22 protein-coding genes and 1 pseudogene are annotated in these 19,613 nt (G+C 39.5%); 3 read left to right on the top strand and 20 right to left on the bottom strand.

The window, feature by feature from the left end; genetic code table 11:
* Window positions 1-126: 126 nt before the first annotated feature.
* From GBI16_RS14585 to GBI16_RS14535, 11 genes and pseudogenes are all read right to left on the bottom strand, one after another.
* Window positions 127-978: pseudogene (locus GBI16_RS14585) on the bottom strand (MFS transporter); the annotation flags it as partial.
* Between the two features lie 115 nt (window positions 979-1,093).
* Window positions 1,094-2,161: an ArsO family NAD(P)H-dependent flavin-containing monooxygenase gene (locus GBI16_RS14580; protein ID WP_151707333.1), complete on the bottom strand. Its 1,068-nt coding sequence runs from the start codon at window positions 2,159-2,161 to the stop codon at window positions 1,094-1,096.
* Window positions 2,162-2,262: 101 nt separating this feature from the next.
* Entirely contained in the window at window positions 2,263-3,216 is a 954-nt protein-coding gene (trxB, locus tag GBI16_RS14575) for a thioredoxin-disulfide reductase (protein ID WP_151707332.1), read from the bottom strand.
* Between the two features lie 17 nt (window positions 3,217-3,233).
* Complete coding sequence (arsH, locus tag GBI16_RS14570; protein ID WP_005012532.1) at window positions 3,234-3,938, bottom strand: arsenical resistance protein ArsH; 705 nt, start codon at window positions 3,936-3,938, stop codon at window positions 3,234-3,236.
* A 5-nt stretch (window positions 3,939-3,943) separates the two neighbouring features.
* The gene (arsB, locus tag GBI16_RS14565) at window positions 3,944-4,987 is read right to left on the bottom strand and encodes an ACR3 family arsenite efflux transporter (RefSeq protein ID WP_151707331.1); all 1,044 of its coding nucleotides are present in this window, start codon (window positions 4,985-4,987) and stop codon (window positions 3,944-3,946) included.
* Window positions 4,988-4,994: 7 nt separating this feature from the next.
* Entirely contained in the window at window positions 4,995-5,468 is a 474-nt protein-coding gene (locus GBI16_RS14560; RefSeq protein ID WP_151707330.1) for an arsenate reductase ArsC, read from the bottom strand.
* A gap of 6 nt (window positions 5,469-5,474) precedes the next feature.
* The gene (locus GBI16_RS14555) at window positions 5,475-5,795 is read right to left on the bottom strand and encodes a metalloregulator ArsR/SmtB family transcription factor (protein ID WP_151707329.1); all 321 of its coding nucleotides are present in this window, start codon (window positions 5,793-5,795) and stop codon (window positions 5,475-5,477) included.
* 59 nt (window positions 5,796-5,854) lie between these two features.
* Window positions 5,855-6,289, bottom strand: a complete 435-nt coding sequence (gene arsC, locus GBI16_RS14550) for an arsenate reductase (glutaredoxin) (RefSeq protein ID WP_151707328.1) — start codon at window positions 6,287-6,289, stop codon at window positions 5,855-5,857.
* A gap of 209 nt (window positions 6,290-6,498) precedes the next feature.
* Complete coding sequence (locus GBI16_RS14545; RefSeq protein WP_151707327.1) at window positions 6,499-8,328, bottom strand: ferrous iron transporter B; 1,830 nt, start codon at window positions 8,326-8,328, stop codon at window positions 6,499-6,501.
* Window positions 8,318-8,575, bottom strand: a complete 258-nt coding sequence (locus GBI16_RS14540; RefSeq protein ID WP_004655745.1) for a FeoA family protein — start codon at window positions 8,573-8,575, stop codon at window positions 8,318-8,320. Before GBI16_RS14540 ends, GBI16_RS14545 begins: the two co-directional genes overlap by 11 nt.
* Window positions 8,576-8,585: 10 nt before the next feature.
* The gene (locus GBI16_RS14535) at window positions 8,586-9,881 is read right to left on the bottom strand and encodes a cation transporter (RefSeq protein ID WP_151707326.1); all 1,296 of its coding nucleotides are present in this window, start codon (window positions 9,879-9,881) and stop codon (window positions 8,586-8,588) included.
* Between the two features lie 86 nt (window positions 9,882-9,967).
* On the opposite strand from GBI16_RS14535, the gene cadR reads away from it, so the two are divergent.
* Window positions 9,968-10,360 (top strand): Cd(II)/Pb(II)-responsive transcriptional regulator, encoded by a 393-nt coding sequence (cadR, locus tag GBI16_RS14530; RefSeq protein WP_004655749.1) that lies wholly within the window; start codon window positions 9,968-9,970, stop codon window positions 10,358-10,360.
* 40 nt (window positions 10,361-10,400) lie between these two features.
* Here the strand turns inward: cadR and GBI16_RS14525 are convergent, their stop codons facing one another.
* The 7 genes from GBI16_RS14525 to GBI16_RS14495 all read right to left on the bottom strand — a co-directional run bounded on the left by GBI16_RS14525 (window position 10,401) and on the right by GBI16_RS14495 (window position 15,399).
* Window positions 10,401-11,294 carry a hydrolase or metal-binding protein gene (locus GBI16_RS14525; RefSeq protein WP_151707334.1) on the bottom strand — a complete coding sequence of 298 codons (894 nt, stop codon included), beginning with the start codon at window positions 11,292-11,294 and terminating at the stop codon, window positions 10,401-10,403.
* A gap of 105 nt (window positions 11,295-11,399) precedes the next feature.
* The gene (locus GBI16_RS14520; protein ID WP_151707325.1) at window positions 11,400-12,443 is read right to left on the bottom strand and encodes a YqaJ viral recombinase family protein; all 1,044 of its coding nucleotides are present in this window, start codon (window positions 12,441-12,443) and stop codon (window positions 11,400-11,402) included.
* Between the two features lie 143 nt (window positions 12,444-12,586).
* Window positions 12,587-13,633, bottom strand: a complete 1,047-nt coding sequence (locus tag GBI16_RS14515) for a DUF932 domain-containing protein (RefSeq protein ID WP_151707324.1) — start codon at window positions 13,631-13,633, stop codon at window positions 12,587-12,589.
* Between the two features lie 80 nt (window positions 13,634-13,713).
* Window positions 13,714-14,013: a hypothetical protein gene (locus GBI16_RS14510; RefSeq protein ID WP_151707323.1), complete on the bottom strand. Its 300-nt coding sequence runs from the start codon at window positions 14,011-14,013 to the stop codon at window positions 13,714-13,716.
* A 131-nt stretch (window positions 14,014-14,144) separates the two neighbouring features.
* Complete coding sequence (locus tag GBI16_RS14505; RefSeq protein ID WP_151707322.1) at window positions 14,145-14,525, bottom strand: hypothetical protein; 381 nt, start codon at window positions 14,523-14,525, stop codon at window positions 14,145-14,147.
* 11 nt (window positions 14,526-14,536) lie between these two features.
* Entirely contained in the window at window positions 14,537-15,121 is a 585-nt protein-coding gene (locus GBI16_RS14500) for a hypothetical protein (protein WP_151707321.1), read from the bottom strand.
* Window positions 15,122-15,138: 17 nt separating this feature from the next.
* Window positions 15,139-15,399 carry a hypothetical protein gene (locus GBI16_RS14495; RefSeq protein WP_151707320.1) on the bottom strand — a complete coding sequence of 87 codons (261 nt, stop codon included), beginning with the start codon at window positions 15,397-15,399 and terminating at the stop codon, window positions 15,139-15,141.
* 694 nt (window positions 15,400-16,093) lie between these two features.
* Here GBI16_RS14495 and GBI16_RS18700 point away from each other — a divergent pair.
* Window positions 16,094-16,243: a hypothetical protein gene (locus GBI16_RS18700; protein ID WP_171494569.1), complete on the top strand. Its 150-nt coding sequence runs from the start codon at window positions 16,094-16,096 to the stop codon at window positions 16,241-16,243.
* A 143-nt stretch (window positions 16,244-16,386) separates the two neighbouring features.
* Here the strand turns inward: GBI16_RS18700 and GBI16_RS14485 are convergent, their stop codons facing one another.
* On the bottom strand, window positions 16,387-17,346 hold the full coding sequence (locus GBI16_RS14485; protein ID WP_151707319.1) for a bacteriophage abortive infection AbiH family protein: 960 nt from the start codon (window positions 17,344-17,346) through the stop codon (window positions 16,387-16,389).
* 1 nt (window position 17,347) lies between these two features.
* Window positions 17,348-18,448: a PIN domain-containing protein gene (locus GBI16_RS14480; protein ID WP_151707318.1), complete on the bottom strand. Its 1,101-nt coding sequence runs from the start codon at window positions 18,446-18,448 to the stop codon at window positions 17,348-17,350.
* A gap of 201 nt (window positions 18,449-18,649) precedes the next feature.
* Between GBI16_RS14480 and GBI16_RS14475 the strand changes: the two genes are divergently transcribed.
* The gene (locus GBI16_RS14475) at window positions 18,650-19,519 is read left to right on the top strand and encodes a hypothetical protein (protein ID WP_151707317.1); all 870 of its coding nucleotides are present in this window, start codon (window positions 18,650-18,652) and stop codon (window positions 19,517-19,519) included.
* The last annotated feature ends 94 nt before the right edge of the window (window positions 19,520-19,613 follow it).

The following is a 19,613-nucleotide window of genomic DNA, read 5'->3' as shown; positions in this document are numbered from 1 at the left end:
CTCGCTTGATTAAAGCTTGGTTATACGAGGACCAATTGGTTGTACGATAGATTTTAGGTGTAGGCTTCTTCATCTGGAAATTATATTACTGAAGAAGCCTTCAAGAATAGCTTTGTGCAACAAAGCCTCCGCGAACAAAAAAAAGAGACCAAAGAAGCTAATCAATACACCAAAACGACTCGACCAACTAGGATGTATGTTTCTAAACAAAGAAAACTCCAGCAATCTCGCTAAGATCTGCGCGGGACCAATCATCATCCCAATCGCAAGGGCTGTTGATAAACTAAAGCCAATTGTTTTTAGCATCGATAATAGATGGACTGAAATTGTCGCCACTACAAAAGATTGTACTGTCAAAATAGCGGCCACCAACATAAATAGCCGATTATCTTCTTTGTGTCCCGTGGTTTGGTTATTGAGCTCTTTACCATGAGTTTCCGTGCCTTGCTCTTCTCTAGGAAGTAAAAAGTAATGCAACGGTAGACCTAGAAGAAGATGAAACAATGCCAGAATAAAACAACTGATTCTCCAACCGTATAAGCCTTCTAAAAATACAATTAGCGCCCAACCGATGGTACTGGCTAAACCGCCTAATAATGTCACACCAACAATCGCCGTTTTTGCATCTTTACCAAGTAATCGACCCAATGTTGAAAATGCGGCATCATACAGGCCAAATGCCATACCAATACCGAGCATTGTCCACGCAAAATAATAAATAAGTAGATAAGTAGAAAGCCCTAAACATATCAGCCCGACAGCAAAGAATATTGAACCAATAGACAGTGCTTTTCTTCCACCAAATTGCTCGATAAACCGCCCAACTTTTGGAGAACAAATACCTGTAACTATAAATCCCCAAGACAACCCAGCAATCACTAAAGTTAGAGACCATCCTGTGTCTTTGGCAATAAGATTAGCTAGTACTGCGGGTAAATAAAAAGTGGAGCTCCACGCAAGAATCTGCGTGAAGCCCATGACAGCAATGAGTTTGTATTTTTTTGAATGAAGTAGCATCACAATAAAGAAATATCCATAAAGTATTGAGGGGCAATGCAAACCTATCTGTACACTGCCTTAAAATGCATAGCTCTTAAACATTAGCCAAATAAGCATCTATTTCATCTACCGTTGCTCTTGCTGTTCTAGAAACCCCAATTAATGTTGCAGATGCCATGCCTGTCCATTCCCCATAGCCAACCAACCAAAGGTTATTTACTTTTATTGAGCGTCCATCATTCACAGCAACTGTCTGATCAGGTTCTACTACATCAAGACTTCTTAAATGATTCAATGAAGCTTTAAACCCTGTACACCAAATCACAGCATCTACAGCTTGTGTTGAACCATCAGCCCATATAACCGAATTCTCTTCAAATGCAGTAAAAGGTTCTCGGCTATGTAATACGCCACGTTCGCGGGCTTCTTTGACACTGTCAATCATGACAATATCACCCAGACCACCAACGGGTTGATCAATCACACGACCTTCCTGTTGAGCTTTTAAACGTTCAGTTGCCCGAAGAAATAAAACACGCCCATCAACATCATCCGATAAAAATTGAGGTGGTGTTACTGTGACCCAAGTGGTATCTGCAACTTTTGAGACTTCGGCAAGAATTTGTGCCCCTGAATTACCACCACCAACCACGATCACTTTTTTATTAATAAAAGGCTCTGGATTTACATAATGGGCTGAATGCGTTTGTAATCCTTCAAATCGTTCATGTCCTTCATAATGCGGAATATAAGGTTGACTCCATGTTCCTGTCGCACTGACCACCGCTTTAGCTCGCCAATATTGATCGCCAGCATACACATCTAAATAGCCATCTTTTTGTTCGATATGATCGACATGAACTGGTCGAATAATCGGAAATTGATAGCGTTGCTCGTATGCAGACAAGTAGTCAATCACTTCATTTCGCGTCGGGTAGGTTTGTTCAGTTGTTGGCATCATCCAACCTGACAACGAACTCCAAGTATTTGGAGAAAAAAGACGAAGAGATTCCCAAGCATGTGACCATGCACCGCCCGCCTGAGATTGGTCATCTAAAATAATAAATGGAATTTTCTTACGTTTGAGGAAATAAGCTGTGGCAAGGGCTGCCTGACCGCCACCAATAATGACTACATCGACTTCAGCTTGTAATTGAGTCAAAGCTTCTCTCCTATTATTTATTGTCATAATCAAAATAACGCCCAGTCTGCTCAACAGACTGGGCGTATTTCATACAATTTTCAAGCGTTTAAATGAGCCTTTCAATTGCTTAATTGATCAAGATACTTTTCGGCATCCAAAGCTGCCATACAGCCTGAGCCTGCCGAAGTAATTGCTTGACGATAAATGCTGTCAGCAACGTCACCCGCAGCAAATACCCCTGCCACAGAAGTTGCTGTTGCATTGCCTGAAGTACCACTTTGTACTTGAATGTAGCCATCACGTAGGTTGAGTTGGCCGTCAAACATACCTGTATTCGGTTTGTGACCAATAGCAACAAATAAGCCCTGAACTTCAACATCTTGTATGCTTTCGTCCAAAGTTGACTTCAAGCGAACTGAAGTAACACCAGTATTATCACCTAAGACTTCATCAACTTGATTGTTCCAAAGAATACTAATTTTGCCTTCTTTTTCTTTGGTAAAAAGATGATCTTGTAGAATTTTCTCTGAACGTAAACTGTCTCTACGGTGAACTAAGGTGACATGTTCAGCAATATTAGAAAGATAAAGTGCTTCTTCAACTGCTGTGTTACCACCACCCACGACCATGACTTTTTGATTCTTATAAAAGAAACCATCACAAGTTGCACATGCGCTGACACCTTGACCCATGAATTTAGCTTCAGATTCAAGACCCAAGTATTGTGCTGTCGCACCTGTTGCAATAATCAGTGCATCACAAGTAAAGTCTTCCATGTCGCCTTTTAGCACAAATGGACGGACGCTTAAATCAACTTCATTGATGTGGTCATACACAATTTCTGTACCAAAGCGTTCAGCATGGGCTTGCATTCTTTCCATAAGTGCAGGACCAGTTAAACCTTCTGGGTCGCCCGGCCAGTTATCTACCTCAGTGGTCGTTGTTAATTGACCACCAAGTTGTATACCCGCTATCAATGTAGGTTTTAAGTTTGCACGTGCTGCATACACAGCAGCACTATAACCCGCAGGCCCTGAACCTAAGATCACTAATTTAGAATGTCTCTTTTGCATTTCTGATCACCTAAAGTTTATAAGCTACGTTGATTGACACGCTTAGATAATTCTTCTGCCGACTCTTTTCGCTCTGAATAACGGTCCGTGAGGTACTGACTCTGCCCACGAGTGAGCAAGGTGAACTTATATAGTTCTTCCATTACATCGACAATTCGATCATAGAAGGATGAAGGTTTCATCCGTCCATTTTCCTCAAACTCTAAAAAAGCTTTAGGAATAGACGATTGGTTCGGAATGGTGATCATCCGCATCCAACGGCCTAAAATACGCATCTGGTTTAAGCTGTTAAAAGACTGTGAACCGCCACTGACCTGCATCAAAGCTAAAGTCTTACCTTGCGTTGCACGAATTGCACCGCCTGCCAATGGTATCCAGTCAATTTGCGATTTGAAAATTGAACTCATGGAGCCATGACGCTCAGGCGAACACCACACCATGCCTTCTGCCCAAGCGAGTAAATCATGCAACTCTTTAACCTTTGGATGTTCAGTGTCCGCATCTTCAGGTAAAGGCAGCCCTTTAGGATGAAAGATTTTTACTTCGGCACCAAACTGCTCCAAGATACGTCCTGCTTCCATTACGGCCAAACGGCTGTATGAACGCTCACGGTTTGAACCATACAGCAGCAAAATACGGGGTGGATGATCCAACTCTTTAGCTTGTACCTTTTCTAAAGTCGGTTGATCCAAAAGATTCATATCTACATTTGGGAGAGTCATAGAAATTACACCTCTGCTTTAAAAAACTTTTTTCTAAGCCACAAAGACACACTGACCAAAGCAATCAGCACTGGCACTTCAACCAGTGGACCAATTACAGTAGTAAACGCCACAGGTGAAGCTAAACCAAAAGTTGCAATCGCTACAGCAAGTGCCAATTCAAAGTTATTTCCCGCAGCAGTAAAAGAAATTGCTGTGGTTTTAGGATAATCGTTCCCCATCCATTTGCTCATGAAGAAGCTGATGAAGAACATCACAATAAAGTAAATGGTCAATGGAATCGCAATACGCAAGACATCCATCGGTAAGCTCACCACATCGTTCCCTTTCAGGCTAAACATCGCCACAATCGTGAACAATAAAGCCAGTAGACTCAGTGGACTAATCTTAGGTAAGAAGACATTTTGATACCAATCCAAACCTTTAGCACGAACTAAAATGAATCGGGTCATAAAGCCAAGAAAAAATGGAATCCCTAAGTACACCAGTACTGCATGGGTAATCGTCCAGAAATCCACATTGATCACTTGCCCTGCAACACCAAAATAAGGTGGTAAGAAGGTCAAGAACAACCAAGCATAGGTACTGAAAAATAAAATTTGGAAGATACTGTTAAAGGCCACCAATGCAGCAACATATTGGTTATCCCCACAGGCCAAACCGTTCCACACCAAGACCATCGCAATACAACGAGCCAGCCCTATCAGGATTAAGCCTGTCATATACTCTGGATAGCTATGTAGAAAAATAATGGCTAAGGCAAACATCAATACTGGTGCTATCACCCAGTTCTGCACCAAAGACAAAGTTAAAGTTTTTTTGTCTTTAAACACTTGTGGTAGCGCTGCATAATCCACTTTTGCCAAAGGTGGATACATCATCAAAATCAAACCAATCGCAATTGGAATATTGACGGAATCCACACTCATTTTATCCAATGCCACTGAAGCTTGTGGAAAGAACACACCGATCGCTATTCCCAACCCCATCGCAATGAAAATCCATAGCGTAAGGTTACGATCTAAAAATGACAGTCTTTGTTGAGTCATGATGCTCTCATTCAATATCTGAGATGTGATTGATTGCAGCAATCAATTCAGGACGAGACATGTGCGCTGTATCCAGTGCCAACAATGCATCTAAACGACGATTAATATGGTCTACAGTCACTTGGAATGCTTTTAATTTTTCTTCTTTCGGCAAATCTAAATGTGAAGGATCAGCCAAGCCCCAATGAGCCTTGATCGCTCCACCCAAATATAGTGGACACGCTTCCTGAGCTGCTGAATCGCAAACAGTAATCACCACGTCAGGTTGATATTGTTCACAGTCATCAATGGTTTTGCTCCACAAACCATCTGTTGAAAGACCAAGATTCTCTAAAGTTTCTATGGTCAATGGATGTACTTGCCCTGATGGCTTACTACCTGCACTGTAAGCTATCCACCCTTCAGGCGCGCGGCTGTTAAAAAGAACTTCTGACAGGATGCTACGGCAACTATTTCCAGTACACAAAAAAAGAAATTTCATACTCTGTTACTCACAATAACTATTTATTTGGATATTTTGGGAAGCTTTATTCGCTATGGTTTGACTGCTTACCAAAAGATTCAGAACGTCATGACACCACGTTGGTAACTGCGGATTAATGCTGTAATACACCCATTGGCTTTGTCTTCTGTCCTGTAAGAGACCAGAGGAACGCAATAACGCTAAATGCCTAGAAATCTTTGGCTGACTCAGTTGCAACTTTTCAGTCAAATCACAAACACATAATTCTTTATTCTCAGTAACTAAAGTCACGATATTGAGTCGAGTTTCATCTGATAAGCATTTAAAAAAATTTACTTGGTCCATTCTTAATTCCTATTCACTCATTTGGATATACGGATAATCATATGCAAAAAGTAAATTTTTTAATTCACTCGTTGACCATTTTCATCAATCACTTTTTCACCATCCTCTTTCGTAAAGGCTCCCTTCTGAGGTAGTGGTAGAATATCTAAGACAACTTCTGAGGGACGGCTCAAGCGAGTGCCTAATTCAGTAACAACAAATGGTCGATTAATCAATATTGGATGATCAAGCATAAAACCAAGTAACTGCTCATCACTCAAATCACTACGATCAAGGTCTAAATCCCGATAAGGATCTACATTCTGGCGAATGGCCTCTCTTACTGTTAATTTTGCGTCCTGAATCAATTTAACTAATTCGTCATAACTAGGTGGTGTAATGAGATATTCAATCACAGTTGGCTCAATCCCTGTATTACGGATCAATGCCAAAGTATTCCTAGATGTTCCACAAGCTGGGTTGTGATAAATCGTCACATTTGATGAAGTTGTCATCGAATTGAGCTCTTTTGAGAATTTATAGCATCTTTATATTCGAATTTCCATATATATGCAATACCATATATTGAATTTTTAATAATGTCTTCGAAAATAAATACCATCTAAAAAAGCTTTTCACTATCAATTGAATGGCAATAATACAACTAAATTAAAAGCCTCTTTAGAAGGCGACTATTGATTTATGTCAACAGCCGCCTTTTAAATTAAAATCGACTTATGACTTGATAAGTTATAAAAGAAAATAGGTAAGCCAACGAAAATAGATAAACAGCCATTACGACTGGTTGTTTCCAACTCCCTGTTTCTCTTCGAATAGTTGCTAGTGTTGCTAAACAATGCGGGGCAAAGATAAACCAAACTAACAATGACATACCTGTCGCTAGCCCCCATCCATCTGGTCCAGATATTTGAGATAATAAGGTCTGGGTAACTGCATCTTCATCACCAGACATTGCATAAATCACTCCTAATGCAGCAATAATCACTTCACGAGCTGCCATTGCAGGAATCAAAGCAATACAAATTTCCCAAGTAAATCCAATTGGAGCAAATATTGGATGGATTAGATGTCCTAACTGTCCAGCAATACTATAATTGATTGGTGGCATTGTTGGATTATCAGGTGGTAAAGGGAACGTTACCAAGAACCATAATAAAATAGAAAGTGCGACAATAATTCCACCAACTCTTTTTAAGAATATAGTTGCTCTATCATAAAGCCCCAAAGCTACATTTCGAACATCTGGAATACGGTATGTAGGTAATTCAAAAATGAAAATACTTTCAGTTTTATCTTTTCTGACTAATTTCAGGAATAAAGAAACCAATAAAGCGGATACGATTCCTGACATGTAAAGCCCGAACAGAACTAGACCTTGTAAACTGAGCCAACCATAAACCAACTTGTTTGGAATGAATGCAGCGATCAGCAAAGCATATACAGGTAGTCGTGCAGAACACGTCATTAAAGGTGCAATCATAATCGTTGCTAAACGATCTCTTTCAGAGCTAATACTTCTAGTCGCCATGACTCCGGGAATTGCACAAGCAAAGCTCGAAAGTAACGGAATAAATGAACGCCCACTTAAACCAGCTTTAGACATCAGCTTATCTAACAAAAAAGCAGCTCTAGGTAAGTATCCCGATTCTTCTAAAATTAAAATAAAGAAAAATAAGATCAGAATTTGAGGCATGTACGCGAGTACACTACCAGCACCTGCAATCACACCATCAACGACCAAACTTCTTAAAAGTGGATGAGTGATCAGAGGTCCTATCGCTCCACCAAACCATGAAATCGAATCCTCAACGAAGGAAATTAATGGCTGAGCCCAGATAAAGACAGCCTGAAACATTACAAACATGGTAAAGGTCAATATTAATAATCCAAAAACTGGATGTAAGAATATTTTGTCCAAGAAAGCCGTTCGTTTATCACCATTATCATTTTTCAAGATGACTTGTTTTGTAATATATTTGATTTGGTCAAAGTGACTCAGATCAGAATGATAAGGGGCAACAAACAAATTCTTTTGATCCAATTGAGTCAATAGCCCCTGAATGCCTTTTGTTTTTACAGCTACTGATTCAACAACAGGAATACCTAAAAGCTGAGATAGCTTCGTTGTATCAATTGCAATCCCACGCTTTCTAACCTCATCCATCATGTTAAGAACAAGTAACATTGGTCTGTTTAAAGCCCTGACTTCAAGTACAAGACTTAAATGAAGATGAAGATTCGTAGCATCGACAACACATACAAAAATATCAGGTATGACTTCGCCTCTTAATTCACCAAAGCATACTGCTCTAGTTACCTCCTCATCTAAACTGCTCGGTTTTAAACTATAAGTCCCAGGCAAATCCAATACTCGAACGGTATCACCAGAAGGTAGTTTAAAAAATCCCTCTTTCCGTTCTACCGTTACCCCAGCATAATTTGCAACTTTTTGACGAGTCCCTGTGAGGGTGTTAAAAAGTGATGTTTTACCGCAATTAGGATTACCAACCAGTGCAATATTTTTAGTTTCCATTGGTAATCTCTACAAAAATTCGTTCTGCTTCATTTTTTCTTAAGGCGAAACGTGATGTTTCGATTTGAACCAACACAGGATCACCACCAAAAAGCCCTTTCGCAAGCACTTGTAAGGATTCACCTACTCTAAAGCCCAGCAGTTCTAAACGTTCCAGAACAGGATCATTTTTATCTTGATACTGTTCACCCTTTTTAAGATCAATGATTTTTACAGTCTGGTCTTGCTTTACTTGAAATAAATTCATTGTCTGCACCCTATTTCAACGCCAAAATTTTTCGAGCGCCATTCAGTACAAACAGTGAAACAAGAATACCAATAATCAAATCTGGGTAAGCTGAACCAGTCCATGCGACAAGTACACCTGCTAAAATAACCCCCATATTTACTATTACGTCATTAGCTGAAAAGATCCAACTCGCTTTCATATGGGCTCCGCCATCTCTATGCCCAGAAATGAGATACAAGCACGTCACATTGGCAATAAGTGCTAAGAAGCCAATAATGATCATCAAATCTGACTCTGGCTCACTACCGAACATGAAACGTCTGACAACATCAATAATAACGATCAAAGCTAATAAAAGTTGAATCCATCCTGCAAAATGAGCTGCTTTTAATTGGTATTTTGCCGCTTTCCCTACCGCGTAAAGTGCTATACCGTAAACGGCCGCATCAGCAAACATATCAAGAGAGTCCGCAATGAGACCCGTCGATGCGGCAATAATTCCACTTATGAATTCAATAAAAAAAAGAATACCATTAATCGCTAGTAATAATTTAAGGACTTTCGCCTGCTTAGTCGGATCTGGTGTTTCAGGCAATTCCCCAGTGGCTTTTACTGTTTCCACAAGCTTTGCACCAAAACCGAGGGCTTCAAGTTTTGTGGTAATTTCATTAATCCCATTTGTATGGAAAACAACTAACTGTCTTTGTGCCAAATCAAATGATAAACCTTTAACGTCATGCAAGGGAGAAAGAGCCATTCTGACCATTTGCTCTTCTGCCGAACAATCCATCTTTGGAATCAGAAAAGTACTGGCTTCTTGTGCGTGCTCTTTATTTTCATAAGCTTCAGTTTTATTTAATTTTGCTCCAAATCCAAGAGCTTCAAGTTTTGCAGTGATTTCATTATTTTCACCATTATGCAGAACTTTTAGGTTTCGGTTTGGCAAATCAAATACCAGCCTCTTAACATCTACTAATGAAGATAAAGTCATCCGAACCATTTGTTCCTCTGCGGAGCAATCCATTTTCGGGATGTTATAGTCACTGATGAAAGTCGCTGTATCTTCACTCCCCCGAATCGTTTCAGGTGAAGTTATCGAATCCGAACCACAACATAAATTCGACTGCGTAGAACACGGCTGGTTACTACCGCAAGTATCTTTTTCATCAGAGTTAGCTCCTTGCTGTAACTCATTACCACAACAAGAGCTTTTACTTACTTCAGTAGCTGAATCTTTACCTTTACAAGAATCTGTTTCTGATTCATTTTGTTTTTGCTTGGTATCGTCACAAGAACTTTCTTTATTACAACCGCAACCACTCATTGATGTGCCTATAGTCATATCTTTACTTATTGCATATTAAAATCCCTATAGCTACTATAGAGTCAAGCTAGTTTTTGTTGATTACCATGTTCTTAAAAATAGGTGAGTTATCTGAGAAGACCTCTTGTTCAGTATTAACAATCAGGTTCTATGAAAAAGAAGGTTTAATCCCACCACCTGAAAGAAATCAGGGTAACTATCGACTGTATTCTGAAAACTATATTGATAGACTAAAATTTATTGTCAATTGTCGAACATTGAACATGAATCTTAGTGAAATCAAGAAATTATTAACTTATAAAGATACTCCTGCCCAAAATTGTTCTGAAGTAAACGAACTTATTGATTCTCATATCAGAGATGTACAAGATAGTATTAGAAACCAACAGAAACTCATTGAGCAGTTGTTAGAAATTCGGAAAACCTGTGACGGTTTATGTACTGCTGATAAATGTGGCGTATTAAAGAATTTAGCTTGAGCTATTTATAGCTAAGGGAACTTAAAAGTTCCCTTAGCTTTTAAGTTAGTGCTTTAACATTACGAGCTAACTCTTGTCTCATTGTCGTTACACACGATAAAGTGCCGCATTGGTGAGGCTCCTCTTTCTCATTTGAATTATAAAACTCCTCAATAATATCTAAGCCCTCTTCACCTCCCACCTCAAAAGTAGCATTACCATAACCCTGTCGTGCCACATGATCCAAAGCCTCCTGATAAAATCCTGCTACCTTACTTTGTTCATCAATCTGTTTCGCTGACGTAATTGCTTCCTGCAAATTAACACCATCCCGTAAAGTTAAGTCTACGTAGTAGATCGGTGTACGGTAGCTTTGGGTTGTGCTTTTCCCCCTCAGAGTGAGTTGCAATGGCAAACATGAAAGCAAATCACCTGAAGCCGCATGGTAGTAACGAAGCCGTGCCGCCAAAGTTCGGATGCTATTAAAACCTGTGGTTCTAAAAATGAATGTACCCAACTCATCCGACTCATCTAAGTTCACGTAAAGTCGTCCATAAGGTTTGCACTGTCCACCTTGGGCCAAAGGACATAAATCAGGTGATGGACATTGGTGTTGTTCAACCCCGTTTTGTCCAAGTCGCTGACAAGTTTCACCATTTCCTGTACAAATTGGTCGGCCTGTTTGTCGATCAAAAAGAGTGTACTCAGCTCGTAGATTCAGTTCAGGATCATTAAAAATCATCCGTACTGGAATGGTTCTGAGTTTTTGATTGGGTGCTTTGGCACGAAGCTGCTCATCCAAGGGATGCTTCACCCATCCCTCTTTGCCTTGGATTTGACTGGTAATCGTGAACTGGTCATCCTTTTCGGGCAATCGTTTACCGTTCTTTTCGACCACTTTACCGATACTGATGCGCCCGAGTATAGGCGGTGTAATGGCTAAACCTTTAATCATGATGATTTCCTCTTTTGAGTAAAATAAATTAGACATAAAAAATCCCATGCGCTGAGGCATGGGATTTCTAGGTTGGTTGGATATTTTGCTTAGGCTAAATCGGCTTCAATCATCATTGGTATAGATATTGAAGCGCCGTGAACCTTGTTTACTTTGTGGAAATTGATTCAAATATTCAGGGTATTGCTTGAGTAAAGCCTTGCTGTCTAAGCTGATTGAGTCTTTAGACTTTTTCCACGTCACTGAGCCTGTTAAGAATGTTGCTCGTTCAGCCTGTTGCATCTTGGCTTGCAGTTGATGCTTAAGCAGATCGAATTGCTCCTGATGCTTTTCAATTTGGTTGCGTGCTTGAATCAGTTGTTCAAACTGTTGATTGGAACTTTCGTCTTCGGATAAATCTGTGGTGCTGAGTGGTACATGTTCGGGATAGAGTAGCTGTAAGGCTTTGGCTGCCGATTCACTGGCATCGGCTTCGGGTGGAACATCCTTTTCTACGCACTCCCAGAAATATCGTTCAGCATTGATGATGTGTTGAATCACCGATTCAGAACGAATGACTTTAAAGATGCGAGTTTCATGTCCACAAATCAATACGCAGATATGTGCGGCTTTCTTGCCTGTCACTGCCAATTGGTGTTGTACCTGACACAGTACGTATAAAGGCACACCATCTCGCCACAGTTTGGCGCCATATTCGCCTGCGGTTTTACATTCCAATATTTGTACATCGGCATCACCTGTTACGGAATAATCCAAATTGGCGAGCATGAAATGTTTATCAGCTTCGGGATGTTGTAACACCGCATTGACCCGACGGACTTTGTAGTTGGTGTGCATGCTGTAGTACTCAGCCACCAAGGGTTCAAGCCGTTTACCCCAGTACAAAGGCGCATGACCTTCACTTTCACCCTCAATGGATTGTTGAATCCGACCTGTTTTGATCATCCACAATTCGAGCATCGACATATAAGGATTGAGTCCACAAGCGGCAGCACAGTCACTACTGCCAATGCCTTGGCGACGCACTTCTAGCCATTCGGCTTGACTTAAGTTTTTGGTCTCTAAAAAGCGTTTTGGATGGCTGAGTTTAGGGCGGTGCGCATGGATATTTGCTCGAGTAGGATGAGGTTGAATTAAAGCTGAGTTCATATAGATGTCCTCTGATTATTAAATTTTAGACATAAAAAAAGCCACATCTGGAGATGTGGCAAAGAGGTATTCGAGTTCAAGGAGATTTACAGGATCATGTTGATCTGATGTGATTATCTTAAATTCGGAATCTGAATCTAAACTTAAACAATTAAGCGTAATGCTTGTTCAAGCCCACGTTGCTTAAGCCCTGCCCCTGCACCGAACCATGCTGAATCTAAGCGATGATCCTGACTCATGGCTCGACGTTCATGATCACAAAATTCCGTAATGGAACACAGTAAGCCATAAGCGGTGTCTTTGGCTGAACTGAGTTCTGCCCCACGGCCATGCCCATTAAACATGGTCATGACTTTTGACATAGAACGTCCATTCGGTTCAATCTTGTTGTCAGCTTTAGTAGCTGAGTTGGCTTGTGTGGCAACATTGCGATAGAACTGAATAATACTGTCATCTTGCTCGGTTGGACTGATGCTGGTGTTATTAAACACCGCATCGAAATAAGCTGCCGCTTCAGTCTGTGTGACTTTACGTTGACTGAGCTGTTTCATTTCATACATATGTTCGTTCCATGCCCGCACTGAAATCCCCAATTGCTGTTTAATCTTTTGCGCATCAAACTTGGTACTATGTGGCACTTTGACTACGCCTGCACTTGTGTTCTGACCTTTTAAGGCAATAGCTAGAGTGTTATTACACACCACGCGAATACTGGTAAATTGCGCCGTGGTCGCCAAAGTGCCATCACACGCCGTAGCTAATAAAATATAGCCATTGCTGACATCTTTGCCTTTTAAGGCAGAAGTCTGTCCTGTTTTGGCTAAAGCCCAGAATTTCTTGCCACCTTTCAGTACCCCTGCGGTTTCCAGTTCAAAGCCTGATTGTTCAGTCAAGTCTCGATAGAATTCTAGAATCTCTCGGGGTTGGACTTCCTGATAACGCTGACTGACCACCGATAAAGGCGCATGTGTGTCGGAACGGTATAAAACCCGCTGTTCATCATGCGGTAGGATCAAGCTTTGTCCTTTATGGTTTTCAGCCATATAACTCACATTCGAGCTTTCAATCTGCCAGTCCATGCCTGCTTGTTTGGCCCAGACTTCAATCGGTTGGTTTGGGGTAAGCTGATTGCCTAAACCATGCCAAGGGGTTTGTCCGACATAAGCCATTTGTTCAAGTTGATGTGCCATGGTGAACCTTCCTAAAATAAGTGTGTGATGTAAAGTTTTAAAGAATGTATGAATTCAACTATGTAAAGGCTGAGATGCGATTACTTCGCCCATGCAAAGGTTTGTTGGCAATCCAAGCAGACGTAGTGCACGGCATCGGTGTAATACTTTTCAAAGCAGTATTGGCTGATCACCACCAAAACCCCGCCGATGACCACCCCGATCGCCGCACCAATAAAAGGTGAAACGCCTGCTTTTTTGGCGACCTGCATGCCGAACATCGCCATCTGTGTGGGGGAAATACAACGTTGCAGTTGTTCAAAATAATTAAAGTTGGGATTGCCTGAATCGGTCTGTTGAACATGGACAGACTGACAAAAAGGACAGCGAATAAGAGACATTGAATATTCCAAGTAGACTGAATTCAGTACAAAAGCTGAATGGCGGGCATAAAAAAACCGCATCCATTAAGGACGCGGTTTGGTTTGGTGTGTAGCTTAAATTGAGTGCTTTGGCTTAGTGTTGAACTGAGTTATTGAAAGCTATAGCTTGCAGTACCTTGGTCGGTTTCAACATCGACACGTACCACATTGTTATAGCCACAGCCTGTTAATTTCAGTCTTAAACGTAGACCCATTTTAAAATGCTGGGGATATTCCAACGATCTGCGATAGCCTTCATAACTGCATTCACCGTTGTTGATCAGCACATTGGTGACATCAATCGGATCTGCGCTGTTAGAACGGATGGTCAATACCGTAGCGGATTGATTTTGCGCATACCAGTTACTGGTATCTTTGACATCCAGTTCTACCGTAAATGTATTTGGATCAAGGCCAGAGTTACACCCACTCAACAACATTCCTGTCGTTACAGTCACTGCCAGTAGGATCGGTTTAAAAAATTGCTTCATACATTTTATCCTCAGCAGTAGTTATAGCTCACGCCATAATCGCCCGTATTTAAATCAATGCTGACCAGATGAATTTCACAGTCTGTGCCATTATCAAATTTATAAACGTAGTAACGATTACCCGCCTGCTCCGATTCCAGTGCTCCGTGTTCCTGTAAGCTGAAGTTTTTCACTGATTTGCCTGTATCTTTTGCGGCTTTGGCAAAGACATAGCGTTGATATTTATCTATGTTGTCCTGCTCAAACTGAGGCAGTTCGTTATAAGGCAGCATCGACAGCAAGGTATCGACAGACTTTAAGTTTTTATCAAATTCAAAGCTGAGCAATTCAGGTTCATGGCCTGATAGGCTCAGACTTTTACTCCCTGTGGTAAGCTCTTTGACATCAATCCCATCCACTTCTGCTGCTGCAATTTCAGTTGATCCTGTTGCTTCTGAACTGGCAGATTCCAAAGGCTGTGCAGAGCTAGCCTCAGAAGTGCTGGCTTGAACCGTTTTCTCAGTTGCATATTTGGGGCTAAAGAAATAGAAGCCTGCAATAATGATTAGGGTCAGCGCTAAAATCGCAGCCAAACCCAATATGGTTTTTTGGTTCATCTCAAATGCTCCCATCTTTAGTTGGGTACAGTGACTTGACCATTCTGAGCATTAAAGTGAACGAAGCGCGGGCAACCACCCTGAAAGTTCACCGTGAAATTACGCCAACCACGGTTGCCCGGATTGGTTTTATACATGCACTGATACACCCCGCCACCCAAATTGCGAGCCTTAACAAAATAGGCTTCACTGGCTTGCGCAAACCAGCCTGCCTGCGCCAATGATGCACCTGCAAGTAGTAATGAAATAAGGGCAGTTTTTAGGAAGGTTTTAAACATAATCATTTTCTCTTTTTATAGGCATCACTGGTCTTGGTCTCAATCAGACGCAGTGCTCCCCATGCATGAATGTTGGAATGAATATCTATGTTTTTTTGAAGTGTTATAGACGATAAAGCACACAGATCTATGACCCTCAAAACAGCATGAGAGATTCATCTTCATATCGGTAATATGTACTTGAAAAAGTTTTATTCTTAGAAAGTCATCGACACAGCTATGCATTGACTGCACAGCATCAGGTCTAATCACCCAACGGTACAAACATGAAAAAAGAGAAATATAAAAGACGGTCTTGATGTAAGCGCATGGCGTACTCCTTTGTTTTAAAAGAATCCTGCCAAATCACTGTCAATTGATGGTGGCAGAACGAAGGAGGGTTGACAGACTGGTAACAAAGAAACCAGCACGCGCAAGCGCGTCCCCCCTCCGCCCTACCGCAAAGAAAGGGGGACGAACGGGTCCACAACATGCAAAATGAGATTTCGCATATTGTCTTTGTTAATGGGTCTGTCAAAACCCGCTGACGATGTAGGTCAGCAGGCTAAGGATAATCTGCGCACTGTAGAGCGTCAAGCAATCAACTAGTGCATAAAAATTTAATGTTATATTTCATCATCGGTAGTATTGAAACGTCAGACCTTTTTCTGCATATTGATCCAACTCAAATTTTTTTGATTAAAGGGGATCCAATATGAGACAAGATCTAAATCTTGAACAGCAAGAAGAAGATTATAGAGAAGCTCGAGAAAATGAGATTCAGAAAATTGCTGAATCGAATAATGTATCGAATGAAGTTGCTACTCAAATTTGGGAAGATCTTCATAGCTCTATAAACCAATAAAAAACATTAAAATCCTAACACCTTGCTCATATAGTAAAGGTGTTAGGTTCTAATATAAAATAGTTGCCTAAAACAAAAGCCGATAATGAAAATAATGCAATTTTTTTGCACTCCACTTTTGAATATAAGGCCCCTGAGAATTATTAGACCTCATTCATTCGAATTACTGATACATTGGATATATTAAGCGCTTTTAAAATATCCATGTGACGTTGTTCATCTTGAGAAGCATAAAATGTTGCAACCCATTTAATATCAGGCTTGACTGATTGTTTTAATTTACGGAAATATGGCAAATCAACATCAGCAAGTGAGTGACCAAGAATGTAGATTTCTTCAATATTATGGATACTTGAAAAGAATTTCTTATTATTCTCAATGATTTCTTCTGTACCTTTAAATGTTGCTGAAAAGTAGCGATTGATTGCATGTTTACCACGTTCAAAAGAATAATCATATTGAGCAGACTGATATTCCGCCCATTGTTCATACTCTTCATCATTTAACTCTTTAGGGGGTTCCACAGGTTTTTCTTTGAAATTCTCAGGATCAACACCATGACCAAGAATAAGTTCTTGATCATCATTTTCAGCCTTTCCATGTATGAACAAAATATTGTTATCTGGAATCCCGTAGTAATAAGTAAGAGTATCCGTATAATTAAAAGTGAGATACATGGCATTTCTATCTAAATTGACGGCGTTTCCCAGATTAAATTCAGGAAATTCAACAGCTAATATAAATTCTTTAAAAGCCTTATACAGATCTGTTGTTAAATAACCCAAAATTCGCTCCATCTCAATTTCAAGCGTATACCGATCTCTATCTCTAAAATTATCTGATGCATAGTTGGGCATTGCATCCATATTTGCTTCCAAAACAGAATCTGTACTCAAACCAGACATGCTGCTCTCAAACTCTGACCATAATGGATCTAACATTGAGGAAGGAAAATCAGGATCTAAATCAGTAAAACCAAAGTGTTCTAACAAAAGATTGTACACATCTCTGTAATTTTTTTTGAGATACAAACCAAATGATGTATATTTTGTATCAAGCCCATGATGAACATCAAATCCATTACCTATTACATATAATTTCATTTTACTCCCCATTAACATCTAGTTCTTTGAAATAAAGAATTTCTGCATCATTATCTGTTAGCTCAAAATAAGATTCTTCGAAGTTAAGCTCGGCAATATCAGCTTTTACCTTTAATCCATCGTCATAGGTAAGCATTAAATGGGCTGTATAGGTTTCTTTGTGCTTAATTATGGATTCATTGTTAAGTACAAATAAATATTGTTTATCTTCAGGATCCCAAGGCGAACGATCATAATCAGAGAATTGGTAATTTGCTATAACAGTCACTTCAAACTCAACTGAATATTCAGCCCACTCCGCGTCAACATTTTGCAATGTTTTCTTCTTAATAGTTAATGAATCTATATCAATAGAACTTATAACATCGTCAAAAGGCTCAGTATTTTCATAATTAAACTCACCATCCTGTAAAGATTGTAAAGCAAGTGCTTTTATTTTCTCTTGCAAGAGCTCAAATACTTCGTCAGCAAACTTGGTTGGTTCTTCGTATGCTTTATCACTGCGAACTATCAAATCAATCAAATCATCTACAGATTCTAGATGTATAAAGCTACTCTCATTAGCACAGAATGACTTCATGTCACCGTCAGAGCTAACAATATAAACTGCATGCCCTCTTCGCAAGCTAATCTGTTTTACTGCTTCTAATGCAAACGCATCAGGGAATTCATGTTTTTTAGATTCTTTATCGAATGGTGGAAGGTTATGAAAATAAGCATTGAATACCACATTTGGGTCAACAGAACTTACACTTATAATTTCTACGCATCGCCCTTCCAAAAACTCTAAAAACTTTTTATGCACTAGATCATAAATTTCATCACCACTCACTTTAGTAAATATGCCATAACAATCTAGTTCAGATGCATTCCTAAGAAACATAGCATCTTTAGTTATATGCTTAATTTTTGATGCAGCCTCGACTGACTTCTTCTTTAAATGTGATTCAATTTCACTTTTCGTGACATCAGTGACCAAAAGGTGAATCTTTTCCTGCTCAATAAGCTCTTGAAGGCGCCCTAAAATATGTTGACCAAATTGATAATTCTTATTCTCATATGCAGATGTATCAATGAAAACCAACCTAGTTTCTAACTCCATACCCCCTCCTATAAAAGTCTAAATTACTGCCACTATCTTAAAAACACCAATTGATAATAAGTTGATTATTATTGTATTTATTTCAACTTTTTTAAAAATCACTTAAAAGATATTCGCTAATTACATTATCAGGTTTATCTTTTCAAGATAATGATTTATAAAATAAAATAACCAACTATGTACAACCTTTGAAGCCCAATTATGCCACTCACTCCCAAGAAAAAGAAAGTTGAATCAATAACAGGCGAATGCAAAACTTCAAATCATTTAAATCCATCTAAAAAAGACATCCGTAGCCAAAAAAAATTCTTAAATGAATTAATTGGCTATATAAGTACACACGAAGAAATCGTTCCTAATGCCAAAGCATTAAGCCAATCGCTTTCAGTTGACTACAAGAAATACGAAAAAATAAAATGTGTGCAAACGTGGGCTGAAACAACGGATATAACTGGCTTCCAATATTCCTATTATTCAGTTCTAGGAAAAACTCTCCCAGAGTTCTTAAATAAATCTATTCAAGAGTGTAGTTTTTTTGATGTTAAATTAATGAGAACTGGTGAAATTGTAACTAAAGATAAAATTATTAACCTTTTCACAGCTATAGTAATTATTTTAGCCACAATCATCGAATCAATCTTAAAATCAAAACCTAGCGATTCATTAACTTTAGATAAAGGATTTCTACAGATTCAAGAGATTATCAACACATATGAAAAAGATAATCAACAGAAATACTATAAGCCTATTGCAGAGCTCTTAGTCGCTATAAAATTGTATAATCAACTTGATATTGTTGATAAAAATATTAGAGAGCCTAATTTTTTTGAGAAAAACCCAGATTATCCCTACTCTATCCAAGATGCTCAGAAATACCGTGATGAATTATACAATGAAGTAGTAGAACACTTAGAAAAAGCCATAAATCAGTGCATCACTATTGGTCTTTTTAAACAATACCAAAGATCTCCGAACTCAAATAAAAAAATAGAGAACATACCCGTTATATGTGAAGGGCATACTTTGTTAAACAATACAAAGAGAGGTGGTCCCACATGTTTGAACAACTAAAAGCTTATTTATAAGTGATACTCTGCTCTAGTTAAGCTACCTTATTTTGTTGTGGTAGCTGGTCATAGTAAAACTCATCTGGAGTCATTTTGTC

The organism is Acinetobacter sp. TUM15064, assembly GCF_008980265.1.
Classification (GTDB): Bacteria; Pseudomonadota; Gammaproteobacteria; order Pseudomonadales; family Moraxellaceae; genus Acinetobacter.
The sequence above is the reverse complement of the archived record's forward strand: the minus strand, read 5'-3'. Positions and strand labels throughout refer to the sequence as shown.

Bases quoted from the DNA above. Each gene is read 5' to 3' on its own strand.
- trxB (WP_151707332.1), bottom strand. From the start codon at position 3,216: ATGCAAAAGAGACATTCTAAATTAGTGATCTTAGGTTCAGGGCCTGCG.
- arsH (WP_005012532.1), bottom strand. From the start codon at position 3,938: ATGACTCTCCCAAATGTAGATATGAATCTTTTGGATCAACCGACTTTA.
- arsB (WP_151707331.1), bottom strand. From the start codon at position 4,987: ATGACTCAACAAAGACTGTCATTTTTAGATCGTAACCTTACGCTATGG.
- GBI16_RS14560 (WP_151707330.1), bottom strand. From the start codon at position 5,468: ATGAAATTTCTTTTTTTGTGTACTGGAAATAGTTGCCGTAGCATCCTG.
- GBI16_RS14555 (WP_151707329.1), bottom strand. From the start codon at position 5,795: ATGGACCAAGTAAATTTTTTTAAATGCTTATCAGATGAAACTCGACTC.
- arsC (WP_151707328.1), bottom strand. From the start codon at position 6,289: ATGACAACTTCATCAAATGTGACGATTTATCACAACCCAGCTTGTGGA.
- GBI16_RS14545 (WP_151707327.1), bottom strand. From the start codon at position 8,328: ATGGAAACTAAAAATATTGCACTGGTTGGTAATCCTAATTGCGGTAAA.
- GBI16_RS14540 (WP_004655745.1), bottom strand. From the start codon at position 8,575: ATGAATTTATTTCAAGTAAAGCAAGACCAGACTGTAAAAATCATTGAT.
- GBI16_RS14535 (WP_151707326.1), bottom strand. From the start codon at position 9,881: ATGAGTGGTTGCGGTTGTAATAAAGAAAGTTCTTGTGACGATACCAAG.
- cadR (WP_004655749.1), top strand. From the start codon at position 9,968: ATGTTCTTAAAAATAGGTGAGTTATCTGAGAAGACCTCTTGTTCAGTA.
- GBI16_RS14525 (WP_151707334.1), bottom strand. From the start codon at position 11,294: ATGATTAAAGGTTTAGCCATTACACCGCCTATACTCGGGCGCATCAGT.
- GBI16_RS14520 (WP_151707325.1), bottom strand. From the start codon at position 12,443: ATGAACTCAGCTTTAATTCAACCTCATCCTACTCGAGCAAATATCCAT.
- GBI16_RS14515 (WP_151707324.1), bottom strand. From the start codon at position 13,633: ATGGCACATCAACTTGAACAAATGGCTTATGTCGGACAAACCCCTTGG.
- GBI16_RS14510 (WP_151707323.1), bottom strand. From the start codon at position 14,013: ATGTCTCTTATTCGCTGTCCTTTTTGTCAGTCTGTCCATGTTCAACAG.
- GBI16_RS14505 (WP_151707322.1), bottom strand. From the start codon at position 14,525: ATGAAGCAATTTTTTAAACCGATCCTACTGGCAGTGACTGTAACGACA.
- GBI16_RS14500 (WP_151707321.1), bottom strand. From the start codon at position 15,121: ATGAACCAAAAAACCATATTGGGTTTGGCTGCGATTTTAGCGCTGACC.
- GBI16_RS14495 (WP_151707320.1), bottom strand. From the start codon at position 15,399: ATGTTTAAAACCTTCCTAAAAACTGCCCTTATTTCATTACTACTTGCA.
- GBI16_RS18700 (WP_171494569.1), top strand. From the start codon at position 16,094: ATGAGACAAGATCTAAATCTTGAACAGCAAGAAGAAGATTATAGAGAA.
- GBI16_RS14485 (WP_151707319.1), bottom strand. From the start codon at position 17,346: ATGAAATTATATGTAATAGGTAATGGATTTGATGTTCATCATGGGCTT.
- GBI16_RS14480 (WP_151707318.1), bottom strand. From the start codon at position 18,448: ATGGAGTTAGAAACTAGGTTGGTTTTCATTGATACATCTGCATATGAG.
- GBI16_RS14475 (WP_151707317.1), top strand. From the start codon at position 18,650: ATGCCACTCACTCCCAAGAAAAAGAAAGTTGAATCAATAACAGGCGAA.